This window comes from Acidocella sp. KAb 2-4 (assembly GCF_020567705.1).
Taxonomy (GTDB): Bacteria; Pseudomonadota; Alphaproteobacteria; order Acetobacterales; family Acetobacteraceae; genus Acidocella.
The window spans coordinates 224,485-239,778 of sequence record NZ_JAJDJU010000001.1 but is presented as its reverse complement, the minus strand read 5'-3'; the positions used below and the strand labels follow the sequence as shown (position 1 = coordinate 239,778).

At 66.3% G+C, this 15,294-nt stretch carries 17 protein-coding genes; 9 read left to right on the top strand and 8 right to left on the bottom strand.

Translation table 11 applies throughout. The features are described 5' to 3' along the window. Positions 1–48: 48 nt before the first annotated feature. From LI953_RS01145 to LI953_RS01135, 3 genes are all read right to left on the bottom strand, one after another. On the bottom strand, positions 49–621 hold the full coding sequence (locus LI953_RS01145) for a bifunctional precorrin-2 dehydrogenase/sirohydrochlorin ferrochelatase (protein ID WP_227074129.1): 573 nt from the start codon (positions 619–621) through the stop codon (positions 49–51). A 142-nt stretch (positions 622–763) separates the two neighbouring features. Continuing rightward, a complete protein-coding gene (locus LI953_RS01140) occupies positions 764–2,185 on the bottom strand; it encodes a sensor histidine kinase (RefSeq protein WP_227074128.1) in 1,422 nt (473 codons plus the stop codon). Next, positions 2,182–3,114 (bottom strand): patatin-like phospholipase family protein, encoded by a 933-nt coding sequence (locus LI953_RS01135; protein ID WP_227074127.1) that lies wholly within the window; start codon positions 3,112–3,114, stop codon positions 2,182–2,184. The genes LI953_RS01140 and LI953_RS01135 overlap by 4 nt, the downstream gene beginning before the upstream one ends. Before the next feature lie 152 nt (positions 3,115–3,266). Here LI953_RS01135 and rpmH point away from each other — a divergent pair, with 152 nt between their 5' ends. The 8 genes from rpmH (at position 3,267) to LI953_RS01095 (ending at position 9,010) form a co-directional block, all read left to right on the top strand. Then, positions 3,267–3,401 carry a 50S ribosomal protein L34 gene (gene rpmH, locus LI953_RS01130; protein ID WP_027285151.1) on the top strand — a complete coding sequence of 45 codons (135 nt, stop codon included), beginning with the start codon at positions 3,267–3,269 and terminating at the stop codon, positions 3,399–3,401. Between the two features lie 28 nt (positions 3,402–3,429). Beyond that, positions 3,430–3,774 carry a ribonuclease P protein component gene (rnpA, locus tag LI953_RS01125; protein WP_227074126.1) on the top strand — a complete coding sequence of 115 codons (345 nt, stop codon included), beginning with the start codon at positions 3,430–3,432 and terminating at the stop codon, positions 3,772–3,774. Then, positions 3,771–4,007: a membrane protein insertion efficiency factor YidD gene (yidD, locus tag LI953_RS01120; protein WP_227074125.1), complete on the top strand. Its 237-nt coding sequence runs from the start codon at positions 3,771–3,773 to the stop codon at positions 4,005–4,007. Before rnpA ends, yidD begins: the two co-directional genes overlap by 4 nt. Positions 4,008–4,014: 7 nt before the next feature. Continuing rightward, complete coding sequence (yidC, locus tag LI953_RS01115; protein WP_227074124.1) at positions 4,015–5,742, top strand: membrane protein insertase YidC; 1,728 nt, start codon at positions 4,015–4,017, stop codon at positions 5,740–5,742. Next, the gene (gene yihA / locus LI953_RS01110; RefSeq protein ID WP_227074123.1) at positions 5,685–6,380 is read left to right on the top strand and encodes a ribosome biogenesis GTP-binding protein YihA/YsxC; all 696 of its coding nucleotides are present in this window, start codon (positions 5,685–5,687) and stop codon (positions 6,378–6,380) included. Before yidC ends, yihA begins: the two co-directional genes overlap by 58 nt. After that, positions 6,377–7,270, top strand: coding sequence for an acetylglutamate kinase (argB, locus tag LI953_RS01105; RefSeq protein WP_227074122.1), 894 nt, complete (start codon positions 6,377–6,379; stop codon positions 7,268–7,270). Before yihA ends, argB begins: the two co-directional genes overlap by 4 nt. 24 nt (positions 7,271–7,294) lie before the next feature. Beyond that, a complete protein-coding gene (arsC, locus tag LI953_RS01100; protein WP_227074121.1) occupies positions 7,295–7,636 on the top strand; it encodes an arsenate reductase (glutaredoxin) in 342 nt (113 codons plus the stop codon). A 75-nt stretch (positions 7,637–7,711) separates the two neighbouring features. Further along, positions 7,712–9,010, top strand: a complete 1,299-nt coding sequence (locus LI953_RS01095) for an NRAMP family divalent metal transporter (protein WP_227074120.1) — start codon at positions 7,712–7,714, stop codon at positions 9,008–9,010. 5 nt (positions 9,011–9,015) lie between these two features. Here LI953_RS01095 and LI953_RS01090 read toward each other — a convergent pair whose 3' ends face one another. From LI953_RS01090 to LI953_RS01070, 5 genes are all read right to left on the bottom strand, one after another. After that, positions 9,016–9,201: a hypothetical protein gene (locus LI953_RS01090; RefSeq protein ID WP_227074119.1), complete on the bottom strand. Its 186-nt coding sequence runs from the start codon at positions 9,199–9,201 to the stop codon at positions 9,016–9,018. 17 nt (positions 9,202–9,218) lie between these two features. Beyond that, positions 9,219–10,322, bottom strand: a complete 1,104-nt coding sequence (locus LI953_RS01085; RefSeq protein WP_227074224.1) for a PA0069 family radical SAM protein — start codon at positions 10,320–10,322, stop codon at positions 9,219–9,221. 127 nt (positions 10,323–10,449) lie between these two features. Next, positions 10,450–10,983: a molybdenum cofactor biosynthesis protein B gene (gene moaB / locus LI953_RS01080; protein ID WP_227074118.1), complete on the bottom strand. Its 534-nt coding sequence runs from the start codon at positions 10,981–10,983 to the stop codon at positions 10,450–10,452. Next, positions 10,980–12,458, bottom strand: a complete 1,479-nt coding sequence (locus LI953_RS01075; RefSeq protein ID WP_227074117.1) for a lytic transglycosylase domain-containing protein — start codon at positions 12,456–12,458, stop codon at positions 10,980–10,982. Before LI953_RS01075 ends, moaB begins: the two co-directional genes overlap by 4 nt. Positions 12,459–12,758: 300 nt before the next feature. Then, the gene (locus tag LI953_RS01070; RefSeq protein WP_227074116.1) at positions 12,759–13,544 is read right to left on the bottom strand and encodes a uracil-DNA glycosylase family protein; all 786 of its coding nucleotides are present in this window, start codon (positions 13,542–13,544) and stop codon (positions 12,759–12,761) included. A 107-nt stretch (positions 13,545–13,651) separates the two neighbouring features. On the opposite strand from LI953_RS01070, the gene LI953_RS01065 reads away from it, so the two are divergent. Further along, positions 13,652–15,292: an electron transfer flavoprotein-ubiquinone oxidoreductase gene (locus LI953_RS01065; protein WP_227074115.1), complete on the top strand. Its 1,641-nt coding sequence runs from the start codon at positions 13,652–13,654 to the stop codon at positions 15,290–15,292. Positions 15,293–15,294: the final 2 nt, after the last annotated feature.

The window sequence follows — 15,294 nt, the reverse complement described above, 5'->3', positions numbered from 1 at the left end:
GTCCTGGCCGGCGAGGTCCGGCGCGATGTCGTGGGCGAGGGGCAAGGGTTAATCCGGTTTCGGGCAGGTGAACCAACAGGCGTCATCGGCCAGGCGCGCGATGCGCCGGGCGGTTTCGGGCATTGAGGCGCCCTCCGCCCGGCAGGTTTGGCGCAGCGCGGCGGCCTCGCGCACATGCCCGGCCCAGGCGGCGGGGAAGCAGCCCTCCAGATGGCGGCGGATGGTGCCCGCGAGGCCTGGCGCGGCGCCGCCGGTGGAGATTGTGAGCAGCAGGTCGCCACGGCGGATCTCGGCGACGGCGTGGAAATCGCAATGCTGCGGCTCATCCTCGACATTGACCAGCACACGCAGGCGCCGCGCCGCGGCGGCCAGCGGGGCGAACACCTCGGATGGCAGGCCGGCGATCCAGAGCAGGTGCAATTCCCCCAGCGCCGCTTCGTCCGGCAGGGCGACGCGCAGGCTGGCCCCGGCCTCGGCGGTCAGCGCGGCATCTGGGGCGGGCGAAAACACCAGCGGCGCCGCCCCAGCCTCACGCAGGGCGCGCAGCCGGCGCAACGCGGCCGGGCCGGTTCCGGCGAGGCCGAGACGCAAACGGTCGGGTGAGAGAGCCACGGGGATCATGGCACTCTAGAAGAGTATTTTTTTTCAGCTTGCAATGGGAGCGGAAAAATAAGGTTGTTGTTCGCCTTTTAGCGGTTATGACGAAATATTTTCATCATTTTGCGCCGTTGGCGGCAAAGCCGCACCATGCCCGGAGCGCCGCTCAGACGGGCGTGTCGCTCACCGGCAGATCCATGCCGAACACCGTGCCGCGCGGGCCGGTTTCCTCCAGCACCAGATCGCCGCCATGGGCGCGGATCAGGTCGCGCGCGATGGCCAGCCCCAGCCCGGTGCCGCCATAGCGCCCGGAGCTGGTGAAGGGCTTGAACAGCCGGTCCTGCACGCGTAGGGGCAGGCCGGGGCCATTATCGGCCACGCGCATGCGGGTGAGCCCGCCCTTGGTCTCGGTGGTCACATCGATGGTCCTGGCCCCGGCCTCGGCGGCATTGCGCATCAGGTTGACCAGCACACGATAGATCTGCGCGCGGTCGAGCGGCAGCACCAGCGCCTCGGGCACCTCGTTGCGGATGGCGATGGCGGCATCCACGGGGCGGACGACCAGCGCCGCTTCCTCCACCACCTCGAAAAGCGGCACCGCCGAACGAACGACCGGAGGCGGACCTTCGCGCGCGAAATCGACCGTGCGCGTGACCAGCTGGGCCGCGCGCTCCACCGCGCTCACCAGCGTATGGGCGGCGCGCTGGATGGCAGGGTCGCTCGCGCCTTCCAGCCGGTCGGAGACGAGCAGGGCGGAGCTGAGGATGTTACGCAGATCATGGCTGATCTTGGCGACCGCGGTGCCCACGGCGGCGAGGCGGGCATTGCGCCACAGCGCCGCGCGCATCTCGTCCTGCATCGATTTCAGTTCCCGCGCCGCGCCCGAGATTTCATCCTCGGGCCGCGCCGCGAGCCAGGCAAGGTCGCTCTCGCTCTCCTGCTCCGGGTCTTCGCGGAAATTGATGATGCTGGTGGTGATGATCCGCATCGGGCGGACCAGCATACGGTCGAGCAGCGCGAACACCAGGAGGCCGGTGATCAGCGCGACGATAACGGTGAGGGTGAAGGTGCGCCGGGCATAGCCGCGCAGATCGGCGTCGAGCGGCGATTCGTTGAATGTGATTTGCAGCTGCGCGGCGTCACCGGTGGGCGAGGAGGCGCTGAGCTGCATTTCGGTGCCGCCAAAGCCGAGTAGATGAAGGCAGGCCCGCCAAGTGCTGAGCCAGAGCGTTTCCTGCCCCAGGCTGACCAGAGAGTTGAGCGGAGGCGGCTCTTGGCTGGTGCGAAGCACCAGCGGCGGTTGGCCGGGGAGTTGCAGAACCAGTTGGTCGATGCCCGAGAGGCTCAGCATCTGCTCCACCACGCCGGGCGGCAGCGGCACGCCGGCGCGTTCCAGCGGCGAAAACATCAGATCCGCATGCGTCGCGCGGTCCCACAGCCAAAGCTGGCGCTCGCGCCCCAGGCCCGGGAGCATGACCACCAGCTCGATCGCCAGGATGATGGCCACGGTGAGCCACAGCACCCGGCCCGACAGCGTGTCGCCAAACAGCTCGAAGCGCGGACGGGTGGCGCGGCTCAGCGGGTTCATGCTTCGTGAAGGGCGGTCTCCGCCGCCTTGCGTCCGGCCGCGAACAGGTTGTCGAGGAAGCCCTTCTCGGTGTTCATCTTCGAGGTGAGCGGGTGTTTGGCCAGTGCCTCGTCGGCCGAGATGTCGAGCAGCTGGACGCCGCGCGGGAGCAGGGCCAGCTCGGCGTCCAGCGGCGCCTGGAATGCAATTTCGTGCAGGCGGTGCACGATATCGGCGGTGGAGTTGGGCACGCCCTTGCGGCTGCGCGGCTGCGCGCGCACCAGGATCAGACGCTCGGGCCGCGGGCTGAGCACCGGGGCGAGCGGCGGGTTGCAGGAATAGCCGCCATCCCAATAATGCCGCCCCTTGATCTCGATGGCGGGGAAGATCATCGGCAGGCAGGCCGAGGCGAGCAGGTGGCGCACGCCGATTTCGGCGTTGCTGAACACGGCCCCGGTGCCGGATTCGACATCGGTGGCGCCGACATAAAGCCGCGGGGCGCCGGGAGAGCGGATGGCATCCTTGTCCAGCAGCTCCTTCATCAGCGGCGCCAGAGGGTTTTGCCCGAGCGGGTTGAGTTGGCCGGGGTTGAGCAGGCGCAGCACGCTGGTCAGCCCGGTCCAGGCCAGCTCGTTACCGAGTTCCAGCCCCTTGTCCCAGCCCCAGAGCCAATCCATTGGCGTGGCGGCGATGGTGCTGAAGATGTTGGCCTCGCCCACGCGGGTCCAGAGCTGGCGCAGGGCGGCGCGCGCGCCCTCGGGCCCGCCCTTCACGTAGCCCTGCACGGCCATGGCCGCGTTCATCGCGCCCGAGGAGACGCCGGTGATGGCCGAGATCTCCATCCCGTCCTCAAACAGGCGGTCGAGCACGCCCCAAGTGAAGGCGCCATGCGCGCCGCCGCCCTGCAGGGCCAGACAGTTCCGGGGACGTGTGGGAGAAAATTTCAGCATGATTTTTGTTTTCCTTGTGGCGTGTTCCGCCAGCGCGCGCAACTGCGCCACATTGACGGCAACGGGCGAGGATGCCTATACCGCGCCATCACGCTTGGCCGGGGACGGTCTGGCGCTTACCTTATTTATGTCTTTCGCCGGAGTAGAATACCGTGAAACGGACCTATCAACCTTCCAAACTCGTCCGCAAGCGCCGGCATGGGTTCCGCGCCCGCATGGCGACCGTTGGCGGCCGCAAGGTTCTCGCCAACCGCCGCGCCAAGGGCCGCGCCAAGCTTTCCGCCTGATCCGGCGCGGCCGCGCCAGGAGCCCGGCATGGCTCGGCTGTCACCACCGAAACGCTTGAAAAAACGGGCTGATTTTCTTCGCCTCGCCTCGCGCGGGCGGAAGATCGCCAAGCCCGGCTTTGTCATGCAGGCGTTGCGTGAGACCGAAGCCCCGGAACTGCGCCTCGGCTTCACCGCGACCAAGAAAATCGGCAACGCCGTCGCCCGCAACCGCGCCAAGCGCAGGTTGCGGGAGGCGGCGCGCTTGACTCTGGCCGGGCGCGACCTGCCCGGCGTGGAGCTGGTGCTGATCGCCCGGCGCGAGACCGGTGGCGTTCCCTTCGCCACGCTGCGTCGCAATCTGGCCAAGGCCGTGGACGAGGCGCTGGCATGAGCCCCGCGGCGTATATGCTCTCGGGCGCGATCCGCGTTTATGAGCTGACCCTGCGGCCCGTGATTGGCGCGAATTGCCGGTTCTTTCCCTCCTGCAGCGCCTATGCGCGTGAGGCCATCCGCGTGCATGGCGCGGGCAAGGGCGGCGCGCTCGCGGCGCGGCGGATCCTGCGCTGCCATCCCTGGAATCCCGGTGGTTACGACCCGGTTCCTCCCTCCCACAAGGACTCCTGAAAGCCCCATGGATCAGAAGCGTCTGCTGCTCGCCCTTTCCGTGTCGCTGGTCATCGTGCTGGTGTTCACCTTCATTCAGGACAAGTTCCTGCCCCACCCGCCGCCGGCGCAAACCCAGGCGCAAACCCAGGTGCAGGCGCCGGGCGGCTCGCCCGCCGCCGCCGCGCAGCCCCAGGCCGCGCCCGCGCCAGGGCCGCGCTTGAGCGTGGAGACGCCGCTGATGCAAGGCAGCATCGGGCTGACCGGGGCAGTGTTCGACGATGTGGTGCTGAAGCAATATCACGAGACCACCGCGCCGGATTCGCCGCTGGTGCAGATCATGGGCCGGCGCGGTACCGCCACGCCGAACTATGTGCAGTTCGGCTGGACCGCCCCCGCCGGGGTGAAGGTGCCTGATGACACCACTGTGTGGTCGGCCAGCGCGGGCGCGCTGACGCCGCAAAGCCCGGTCACGCTGTCATGGGATAACGGCCAGGGCCTGACCTTCCAGCTCCAGCTCGCCGTTGACGACAAATACATGTTCACGGTCACGCAGAATGTGCTCAACCACGGGGCCGCGCCGGTGCAGCTCTATCCGTGGTCGCGCGTGGTGCGTGACTATAAGCCCAAGGAGCAGAGCAGCTGGGTGCTGTTCGACGGGCCGCTCGGCGTGTTCAACGGCACGTTGAAGCAGGAATCCTACGCCACTCTGAAATCCGATGGCGCCAAGGCGCCCGGCGGCGTTGCTTATACCGAAACCGCCCCCGGCGGCTGGGTCGGTATTACCGACAAATACTGGCTGGCCGCCGTGGCTCCCGACCAATCCGCCAAGATGACCGGCAGCATGAGCTACGGCACGGTGACGGATGGCGACGGCAGCGCCTATGAGACCTCGTTCATCACCGCCACGCCGGTCACGGCCGCGCCGGGCGGGGCAGCCAGCTTCACCAGCCATGTCTTCACCGGCGCCAAGGTGGTGAAGATCCTGGACGCCTATCAGAGTCAGTATCACATCCCGAATTTCTACAAGGCTGTGGATTTCGGCATGCTGTACTTCCTGACCAAGCCGATCTTCTTCGCGCTCGACTGGTTGAACTCGCTGCTCGGCAATTTCGGTCTCGCGATCATCGTGTTCACGGTCGGCATCAAGCTGCTGTTCTTCCCGCTGGCCAGCTACTCCTATCGCTCGATGGGCAAGATGCGGCTGATTCAGCCGAAGGTGCAGGCGCTGCGCGAGCAGTTCAAGGATGACGCGGCCAAGCTCCAGCAGGCGACGATGGAGCTGTATAAGACCGAGAAGATCAACCCGGCCTCGGGCTGCTTGCCGATGCTGCTGCAGATCCCGGTGTTCTTCTCGCTGTATAAGGTGATCTTCATCACCATCGAGATGCGCCAGGCGCCGTTCTATGGCTGGATCCACGACCTCTCGGCGCCGGACCCGACCAATCTGTTCAACCTGTTTGGCCTGCTGCCTTTCGACCCGACGGCGATCTACGCGCCGCTGCATCTCGGCGCGCTGCCGCTGATCATGGGCCTGACCATGTTCCTGCAGCAGAAGCTGAACCCAGCCCCGGCCGATCCGACCCAGGCGCGGATGTTCCAGCTGATGCCGGTTATCTTCACTTTCATGCTGGCGGGCTCGCCGTCCGGGCTGGTCCTCTACTGGGCATGGAACAACCTTCTTTCCGTGGGGCAACAATGGCTGATCATGCGCCAGACGGCGGCGCAGCCGCGGGCGGTTTCGGCGAAGAGCTGACCCCCGCGCAGATCGAGGCGGGGCGCAAGCTCTTCGCCTCGGGCTGCGAGTTTTTTTACGCCGCGCAGACGCTGCAAACCCTGCCGCCGCCGGTGGGGGTGGAGGTCGCCTTCGCTGGCCGTTCGAATGTGGGTAAATCCTCGCTGCTGAACGCGCTCACCGGGCGCAAGGCGCTGGCGCGCGTGTCGCACCAGCCCGGGCGCACGCGCCAGCTCAACTTCTTCCGCTGCGCCGCCGGGCCCATCGTGCTCGTGGACATGCCGGGCTACGGCTATGCCGAGGCGCCGAAGGAGATCAAGCGCGACTGGCAGGGGCTGATGCTCGACTATCTGCGCGGGCGGCCGAATCTGCGCCGCGTGCTGCTGCTGCTCGATTCGCGTGTGGAGGTGAAAGTCTCCGACGAGACGGTGATGGAGCTGCTCGACCAGTCGGCGGTGGCGTTCCAGGTCGTGCTGACCAAGGCCGACGCGGTGAAGCCCGGGGCGCTGAAGCGCAAGCAGGACGAGGTAATGGCGCTGGTGAAGAAGCATCCGGCGGCATTGAACAGCATTTTCACCACGTCTAGTGAGACGAGCGCGGGGATCGAGGAGCTGCGCGCCACCATCGCCGGGTTTTTGCAGCAGGGGAGCGAGACATGACTGAAGACGCCATGACCACCGCCGCGCAGGAGGCGCATATCGTCGCGCGCGCGCTGCCCTATCTGCGCCGCTATGCCGGGGCGACCATCGTGGTGAAATATGGCGGGCACGCGATGGAAGGCAGCCTGGCCAATGAGTTTGGGCGCGACATCGCGCTGCTCAAGCAGGTCGGTATCAACCCGGTGGTGGTGCATGGCGGCGGGCCGCAAATCAACGCCATGCTCAAGCGCCTGAATATCCAGAGCAATTTTGTCCACGGCCTGCGCGTTACCGATGAGGCGATGGTCGAAGTTGTCGAGATGGTGCTGGCCGGGCAGGTGAATAAGCAGGTCGCCGGGCTCATCAACCGCGCCGGTGCGCTGGCCGTTGGCATCTCGGGCAAGGATGGCGGGCTGATCCGCGCGCGCAAGCTGCACCGGACCTACAAGGACCCGGATTCCAACATTGAGCGCGTGCTTGATCTCGGCCATGTCGGCGAGCCGGCCTTTGTCGATACGCGGGTGATCCATGCCCTGACCGGCGCCGGGCTGATCCCCGTGATCGCGCCGGTCGGCATGGGCGAAAATGGCGAGACCTATAACATTAACGCCGACACCGCGGCCGGGGCGATCGCCGGGGCGCTGAACGCGCAGCGCCTGCTGATGCTCACCGACGTGCCTGGCGTGCTCGACAAGAGCAAGAACCTGCTCTCCGACCTCACCATCGCGCAGGTGCATGAGCTGATCGCCGATGGCACCATTTCAGGCGGCATGATCCCCAAGGTCGAGACCTGCATGGAGGCCGTGACCCAGGGGGTGAAGGGCGCGACCATTCTGGATGGCACCGTGCCGCATGCGCTGCTGCTGGAGCTGTTCACCGAGGGCGGCATCGGCACCATGATCCATAAGTGATCGCGGCTGAGGAATGTAGTACAAGTGTCTGATTATAAGATTTATTATAACCCGAATTGCGGCACGGCACGGAGCACGCTGGCGCTGTTGCGCGAAGCCGGGATCGAGCCGGAGATCGTGGAATATCTGAAAACCCCGCCGAGCCGGGCTGAACTGGCGGCGCTGGCCAGGCAGATGGGCGGGGCGCGCGGGCTGCTGCGCGAAAAGGAGAAGCTGGCTGAGGAACTCGGGCTGAAACAGGCCGGTGACGAGGCGATTCTCGACGCCATCGCGGCGCATCCGGTGTTGCTCAACCGCCCGGTGGTGGTTTCGCCCAAGGGGGTGAAGGCATGCCGCCCGGCGGAGATGGTGAAGGAATTGCTATAACGAGGCGGCCTCGCTTGCGCGAGGGTGGGCGCTTCGGCATCTTGCTTTCATAACGAGCGAGAGTGAGGCGTCCTCATGTCCGAAGCTGAAACGGGGCGCCCGGAAGCCGAAGGCGCCGGCGTGCCCACTTGGCCGCGCTTGCGGCAGATCCTGGGGCCGGGGCTGGTGACCGGGGCGGCGGATGACGACCCCAGCGGCATCGCCACCTATTCCCAGGCCGGGGCGCAATTCAGCTATGGCATCGGCTGGACGATGCTGATCGGCTATCCGCTGATGTGCGCGATCCAGCAGATCAGCGCCGAGATCGGGCGGGTGACCGGGCTGGGCTTGGCGGGCAATCTGCGCCGTTTCATGCCGCGCGGCACGCTGGGCGTGATCGTGGCGCTGCTGTTGCTCGCCAACACCATCAATATTGGCGCCGATCTCGGGGCGATGGCCGCCTCGCTCCGGCTGCTGGTGCCGGTGCCGATGCCGGTGGGCATCGCGGGTTTCGCCATCGTCTCGGTGCTGCTCGAAATCTATGTGCGCTATGTGCGCTATGTGGCCGTGCTGAAATGGCTGACCTTGTCGCTGTTCGCCTATGTCGCCACCGTGTTTGTCGTGCATGTGCCGTGGGGGCGCGTGGCGGGGCAGGTGCTGCTGCCGCATATCCAGTTCAACAGCGGTTATTTCACGGTCGTCGTCGCCGTGTTCGGCACCACCATCAGCCCGTATCTGTTCTTCTGGCAGGCTGCCGAGGAGGTGGAGGATGAGCGCGAGGACCCTGACGCCAAGCCGCTCTTGGAGGCGCCAGAGCAAGCGCGGCGCGAATTGCGGCGCATCCGGCTCGACACGTATATCGGCATGGCGTTTTCCAATTTGATCTCGCTTGCCATCATCTTCACCACCGCCGCCACTCTCAATGTGCACGGCATCACCAACATCCAGACCTCCGCCCAGGCCGCCGACGCGCTGCGGCCGCTGGCGGGCGAATTCGCCTTTACCCTGTTCGCGCTTGGCATCATCGGCACCGGACTACTGGCGCTGCCGGTGCTGGCGGGCTCGGCGGCCTATGCGCTGGGCGAGGCCTTTGGCTGGCCGGTCGGCTTGGCGTATCGTGCCGAGCGCGCCAAGGCGTTTTATGGCACCATTACAGTGGCGGTGCTGGTGGGGGCGCTGCTGAACTTTTTTGGCCTGCCGCCGGTCAAGGCGTTATTTTGGAGCGCGGTGATCAATGGTCTCGTCGCGGTGCCGCTGATGGCGGTGATGGTGCTGCTGGCGGGCAGCCCGCGCATCATGGGGCAATTTTGCATCGGGCCCTGGCAAAAGCTGTTCGGCTGGGCCGGCACGGCGGTGATGCTATTTGCGGGCATCGGCATGTTCGCCACGCTGTGAGGGCCTCAGGCCGGGCGCCAGCCTTCGCGCGCCAGATGCCGGGTGGGCGCGATCTCCCAGACGGGGACCGGCGCTTTGGCGGGGCGCAGCGTTTGCAGCATTTCGGCCACTTGCAGAGCGCAGAAACAGAGCATGCACAGGCAGCCAAACAGCGACAAAAGACCGATCAGCATATGCGCGTCGATGAGCATTTTTCGTTCCTCCTGTTTCAGAAAAGGCTGAGCTGGGCCACCGCCGAGGCGACGCGGGGTGCGGCGAACTGGGTGCAGTCCAGCGGGGTGTCGCCATCCTCCAGGCCCAATTGCCGAATCGCGCGGGCGACGCGCTGGCGCAGCATCTCGGCATAAGGGCCGGAGCCAGTCTGGCGGGTGTGAAACCTCGGATCGTTCAGCGGCCCGGCGCGGCTTTGGCGGATTAGGCTCAGCACATGACTGGCGCGGCCGGGCAGGTGTTTCTCCAGCCAATCGGTGAAAAGCGGCGCCAGCTCATGCGGCAGGCGCACGATGCCGCTATGCGCGGTACGGGCGCCGGCGGCCGCAGCCGCTTGCAGAATGCTCTCCAATTCCGCGTCGTTCACGCCGGGGATCATCGGCGCCGCCATCACCCCGGCCGGAATTCCCTGCGCGTCTAGCTCGCTGATCGCCGCCAGCCGCCGGGCGGGCGAGGCGGCGCGTGGCTCCATGGCGCGGGCGAGGGCGGGGTCGAGCGTGGTGATGGAGACATACACCTTGGCCAGATGGCGGCGGGCCATGCGCGCCAGGATGTCGGCATCGCGCAGCACGCCCGCCGATTTGGTGACGATGGCCACCGGGTTGCCGAAGCGCTCCAGCACCTCCAACACCGCGCGGGTCAACGCCAGGGTCCGCTCCACAGGCTGATACGGGTCGGTATTCGAGCCGAGCACGATCACGCCGGGTTTGTAGCCGGGGCGGGAGAGCTCCTTTTCCAACAGGTGCGGCGCCTCGGGCTTGAAGACGATCTGGGTCTCGAAATCCAGCCCGGCGGAGAAGCCGAGATAGGCATGGCTGGGACGGGCGAAACAATAGATACAGCCATGCTCACAGCCGCGATAAGGGTTCACGCTCTGGCTGAAGGCGAGATCGGGGCTGTCATTGCGGGCGATGATGCTGCGGCTGGCGTCGCGCAGCAGCGTGGTGCGGGGGCGGGGGGTGTCTTCCTCGCGCTCCCAACCATCGTCGAAGGCCTCCCGGCTGGCGCTTTCGAAGCGGTTGGGCGGGTTCACGGCGGTGCCGCGCCCCTTGATGACGCCGTGCCTGACCTCGCTGTTGATCTGCAACCGGGATGCGACCATGATGTTCATGCTCCGTTCCCTGTGGATAAAATCATTTCAGGGTGTGGTCGTCAAGAACAAAACAAGAACATTTACCGGAAAACCTTACTCCGCCGTTAACTTTCAGCAGGTGCGGGGCCGCAACGGTCTAGAAATGTTCTTTCAGGCGGGGGAGCAGCTCAACGAGATTGCAGGGGCGGTGCCTACTGTCGAGCTGGAAGCGCAGGATCTCGTCCCATCCATCCATCACCGCGCCGGTGGAGCCCGGCAGGGCGAACAGATACGTGCCCGCGGCGACGCCGCCCAGCGCGCGGGATTGCATGGTGGAGGTGCCGATCTTGCCGTAGGAGAGCCAGCGGAATAGCTCGCCGAAGCCCTCGATCTCCTTGTCCAGCACCCGCCGATAGGCCTCGGGCGTGACATCGCGGCCCGTGACGCCGGTGCCGCCCGTCGTGATCACCACGTCGATGGCGGGATCTTCGATCCAAGCCGCGAGCTGGGCGGCGATGGCGTTCGCGTCGTCCTTAATGATTGTGCGCGCGGCCAAAATATGCCCGGCACCGGTGACGCGCGCAGCCAGCGCGTCGCCGGATTTATCGGTCTCCGGCGTGCGCGTGTCAGAGATGGTCGCCAGCGCGATGCGCACGGGCAAAAATGGCGCGGTCTCGTCGATACGGCTCAATTGGCGTCTGCGGTGTAAACGTTGAGATTGAGTTGAGGATAATTGCCTTCGGCGAGCGCGTCGAGACTGGCGGGCTTGGCGCCGATCTCCTCCGCGTAGAGCCAGCTATCGGCCAGCACCTGACGGACGAAACGGCGCGTTTCGTTGTTCGGGATGGTCTCGATAAACAGCAGCGGGTCGGATGTGTCCTGCAGCTGCGAATACCAGCTGGCGGCGGCGTTTGGCCCGGCATTGTAGCCTGCCAGCACGGCGAGAAGGTTGTTGTTCACCCCCGGCTGCTCGCCGAGATAGCGCAGATAGGCCTGGCCCATGGCGAGATTGGCCGAGGGGTCGGAGAGCGAGCCATCCACCCCCTCGGTCCGGCGCACGGCGGCGGCGGTGGTCGGCATCAGCTGCATCAGCCCGCGCGCACCGCAGCGCGACACGGCACGCGGGTCGAAGCCGGATTCGGTGCGGGTGAGCGCATAGACCAGCGACGGATCGACCGTGAATCCGCCGGTTGGGTGCAGGGCGGGCAGGGGTAGACGGGCACCGGCGATCTCATCCACCGGGCTCGGCATGGTGCTGGCGATGGCGATGGTAACATCGGCCAGCCCGGCGCGGGCGGCGACGGCCATCACCGAGCGGGAGAGGGCAGGGTTGGCTTGCATCTGCGGCCATAGCGCGCGCAGCGCCTGGGCAGCCTGGGCGGGCTCGCCGATCTGCAGCAGCGCGAAGGCGCGGTGGCCCTCGGGCAGCGAGTCGACGGCGATTACATCGGCTTCCGTCAGCGTCGCCGAAATGCCGGTGGGGCCGAAGCCCTGGCCGAGTAGCTTGCCGGCCAGCATGCCGTAGAAGGTGCTGCTGGCCCAGGCGGCTTGGTGCAGCCAGTCGAGATATTGCTCGGGCTGCTGCTGGCGCAGCGCGGCGCGCGCGGCCCAGAACTGGCTGGCGGCGCGGTCATCGTCGGAAATGCCCGGCAATTGCGCGGTAGCGGCGAAGATTTTGCCGGCGGAGACGAGGTCGCCGCGCTCCCAGGCTTCAAGCCCGGTCATGAAGCGCGCATGCCAGAGCGCGCTATCTGGCGCATAAACTGGCATCGCGGCGGCGCCGGCGGTGATGGTGGTTTCGGGCAGCAGCGCCGTCTGCGGCGCGGGCGGCAGGCTGGCGCGGCTCAGCTTGTGCTGCATGAGCTGATAGATCTCGGCCGCCTCCGGCTCATCGGCATATTTCGCCCACCAGGCGGTGAGTTCTGCCGGGGAGGTGACATAATCCGGGCTCAGATACCGCGCCGCCAGCACGCTGCCGACGAGCGAATTGTCGTCGAGCCGCGCGATCAGCTTGTCGGCCTCGGCATAGGCGCCGCTATCCTGCAATTGCAGGATGCGCTTGTAGAGCGCCACGTCGCTGGGCGCGAGCGGTTGGGGTAGGGTGACTTCCACTTCGCCCGAGGGGGCATTGCGCGGTATGGCATAGGCCACGCTCTCGCCATTCATGGCGCTAAGCGGCGCTGTGGGGGGCTGAATCGTTCCCTGGCCTTGTCCCATATCAGGGGACTTCGCCGACGCGCTCGTGGGGGCCACGAGACCGAGGGCAAAAATGGACACGGTGGCAAGCGCCAGTCGCGTCGCATTCAGGCGGGGAAGCGGTTTATGTGCTCCTCGCATGGCCAAGGCACCTACACGGCATGGCTAAGTGACGCAACCCCCGCCGGCGAGACGAGTCTCTTGTTTTGAGACGGGTTTAGGGGTTTCAGCGGCTTGCAAGGGGGATTTGAGATAAAATTATCGTGAGATTTAATGTGCAGGCAAGGTTTCCAGCCAGGCTTTTACGCTCAGCAGATCCCGCCAGGCCTCGGCCTTGGCGGCTGGCGTGCGCAGCAAATAGGCGGGGTGATACGTCGCCAGGCAGGGCAGGGCGGCTGGCAGCCCGGCGATTTGCGCCTCGCGCCACGTGCCGCGCAGGCGGCGGATGCCGAGCCCGCCCTCGGCCGGGAGCAGCGCCTTGGCCGCCACGGCGCCCAGCGCCAGCAGCCCGCGCGGGGCGACGAGCGCGATCTGCCGGTGCAGAAAGGGGAGGCACAGCGCGATCTCGGCCTCGCTGGGCGTGCGGTTGCCGGGCGGGCGCCAGGGCACGGTGTTGATGATACGGACCTGGGTGCGGTCTAGCCCGATGCTAGCGAGCATGCGGTCGAGCAACTGCCCGGCGGGACCGACGAATGGCTTGCCGGCGCGGTCTTCCTCCGCCCCCGGCGCCTCGCCCACGATGATCAGCCGCGCATCATCCGCGCCATCGGCAAAGACCAGCTGGGTGGCGGTGTCGCGCAGGGCGCAGCCGGTGAAGCCGCGCATCGCCGCTTCCAGCGCCGCCAGCGTATGGCACGATTCCGCGAGCTGGCGCGCCTCGGCCGGGCCCGCCGGCAGGGCCGAGACGAGCTTGGCAACCGCCGCCGGGCGCGGGCGCGGCGGCTCCGGCACGGCCTCGGGCGGCGGCGCGGCGTGCCGGCGGTCTTGCGGCGCGTCCAGCAGCGCCTCATCCGCCCCCCATTCCCATTGCAGGCGTAACGCCTCGAGCAGTTCCATAATTCTTATTTACCGGGTCTTACGTGAATTAAAATTGCCTGCACATGATCTTTACAGGGGGCAGGGATCATCTACACCGTCCCCATACGTCAGGAAGGGAGTATATAATGTCGGACGAAACCCTGCCCCGCGAGGCGATGGAATTCGATGTTCTGGTCGTCGGCGCTGGCCCGGCTGGCTTGAGCGCCGCGATCAGGCTGAAGCAGCTCAACCCCGAACTCTCGGTCTGTGTGGTGGAAAAGGGCTCCGAGGTCGGCGCGCATATCCTCTCTGGCGCGGTGCTGGAGCCGCGGGCGCTGAAGGAATTGTTCCCCGATTGCGACCCGGGGCTGATCCCGCTCGCCACCCCGGTTACGGCCGATAAATTCCTGTTCCTGCTCGACGACAAGAAATCGGTCTCGATGCCCACCCCGCCGCAGATGCATAACGAGGGGAATTACATCGTCTCGCTCGGCAATGTGGTGCGCTGGCTGGGCCAGCAGGCCGAGGAGCTGGGCGTCGAGATCTACCCCGGCTTCGCCGCCGCCGAGCTGCTGGTCGAGGATGGTCGCGTGGTCGGCGTCGCCACCGGCGATATGGGCATCGGCAAGGATGGCCAGCCCACCGAGAATTTCCAGCGCGGCATGGAGTTGCGCGCCACCTACACCGTGTTCGGCGAGGGCTGCCGCGGCTCGCTCTCCAAGCAGCTGATGAGCCAGTTCAAGCTGCGCGAGCAGTGCGACCCGCAGACTTACGGCATCGGCATCAAGGAGCTGTGGGAGATCAAGCCCGAGAAGTTCCAGAAGGGCCTGACCCTGCACAGCGTCGGCTGGCCGCTGCAATCCGACACCTATGGCGGCGCCGCGATTTACCATTTCGGCGAGAACCTGATGGCGTATTGCTTCGTCGTCGGGCTGGATTACAGCAACCCGTATCTCTCGCCGTTCCAGGAGATGCAGCGCTACAAAACTCACCCGGCCATCGCCCCGATGTTCGAGGGGGCCAAGCGCATCTCCTACGGCGCGCGCGCGCTCAACGAGGGCGGCTTCCAGTCGCTGCCGAAGCTGACCTTCCCCGGCGGCGTGCTGATCGGCTGCGCCGCGGGCACGCTGAACGTGCCCAAGATCAAGGGCTCGCATACGGCGATGAAATCGGCCATGGTCGCGGCCGAGGCGATCGCCGCCGCCTTCGCTGGCGGCAAGCCGGACGAGGTGAGCGCCTATACCGACATGCTGAAAGAGAGCTGGGTGTGGGCGGAACTGCATCAGGTGCGTAACATCCGCCCGGGCTTCGCCAAGTTCGGCCTGTATGGCGGGATGCTGAACGCGGCGCTGGAAACCTATGTGTTCCGCGGCAAGGCGCCCTGGACGCTGCATCATCCGCACCCGGATAATGAGAGCCTCAAGAAGGCCTCGATCTGCAAGCCGATCGACTACCCCAAACCGGATGGCAAGCTGACCTTCGACCGCCTGTCCTCGGTGTTCCTCTCCAACACCAACCACGAGGAAAACCAGCCGGCGCATCTGCAGCTGCTCGACCCGGCCAAGGCGATCGACATCAACTACAAGCTCTATGCCAGCCCGGAGACGCGCTATTGCCCGGCCGGGGTGTATGAGATCGTGGACGAGGACAAGGGCGCGCCGAAATTGCAGATCAACGCGCAGAACTGCGTGCACTGTAAGACCTGCGACATCAAGGACCCGACTCAGAACATCAACTGGGTGGTGCCCGAGGGGGCTGGCGGCCCGAACTATCCGGGCGGCATGTAAGC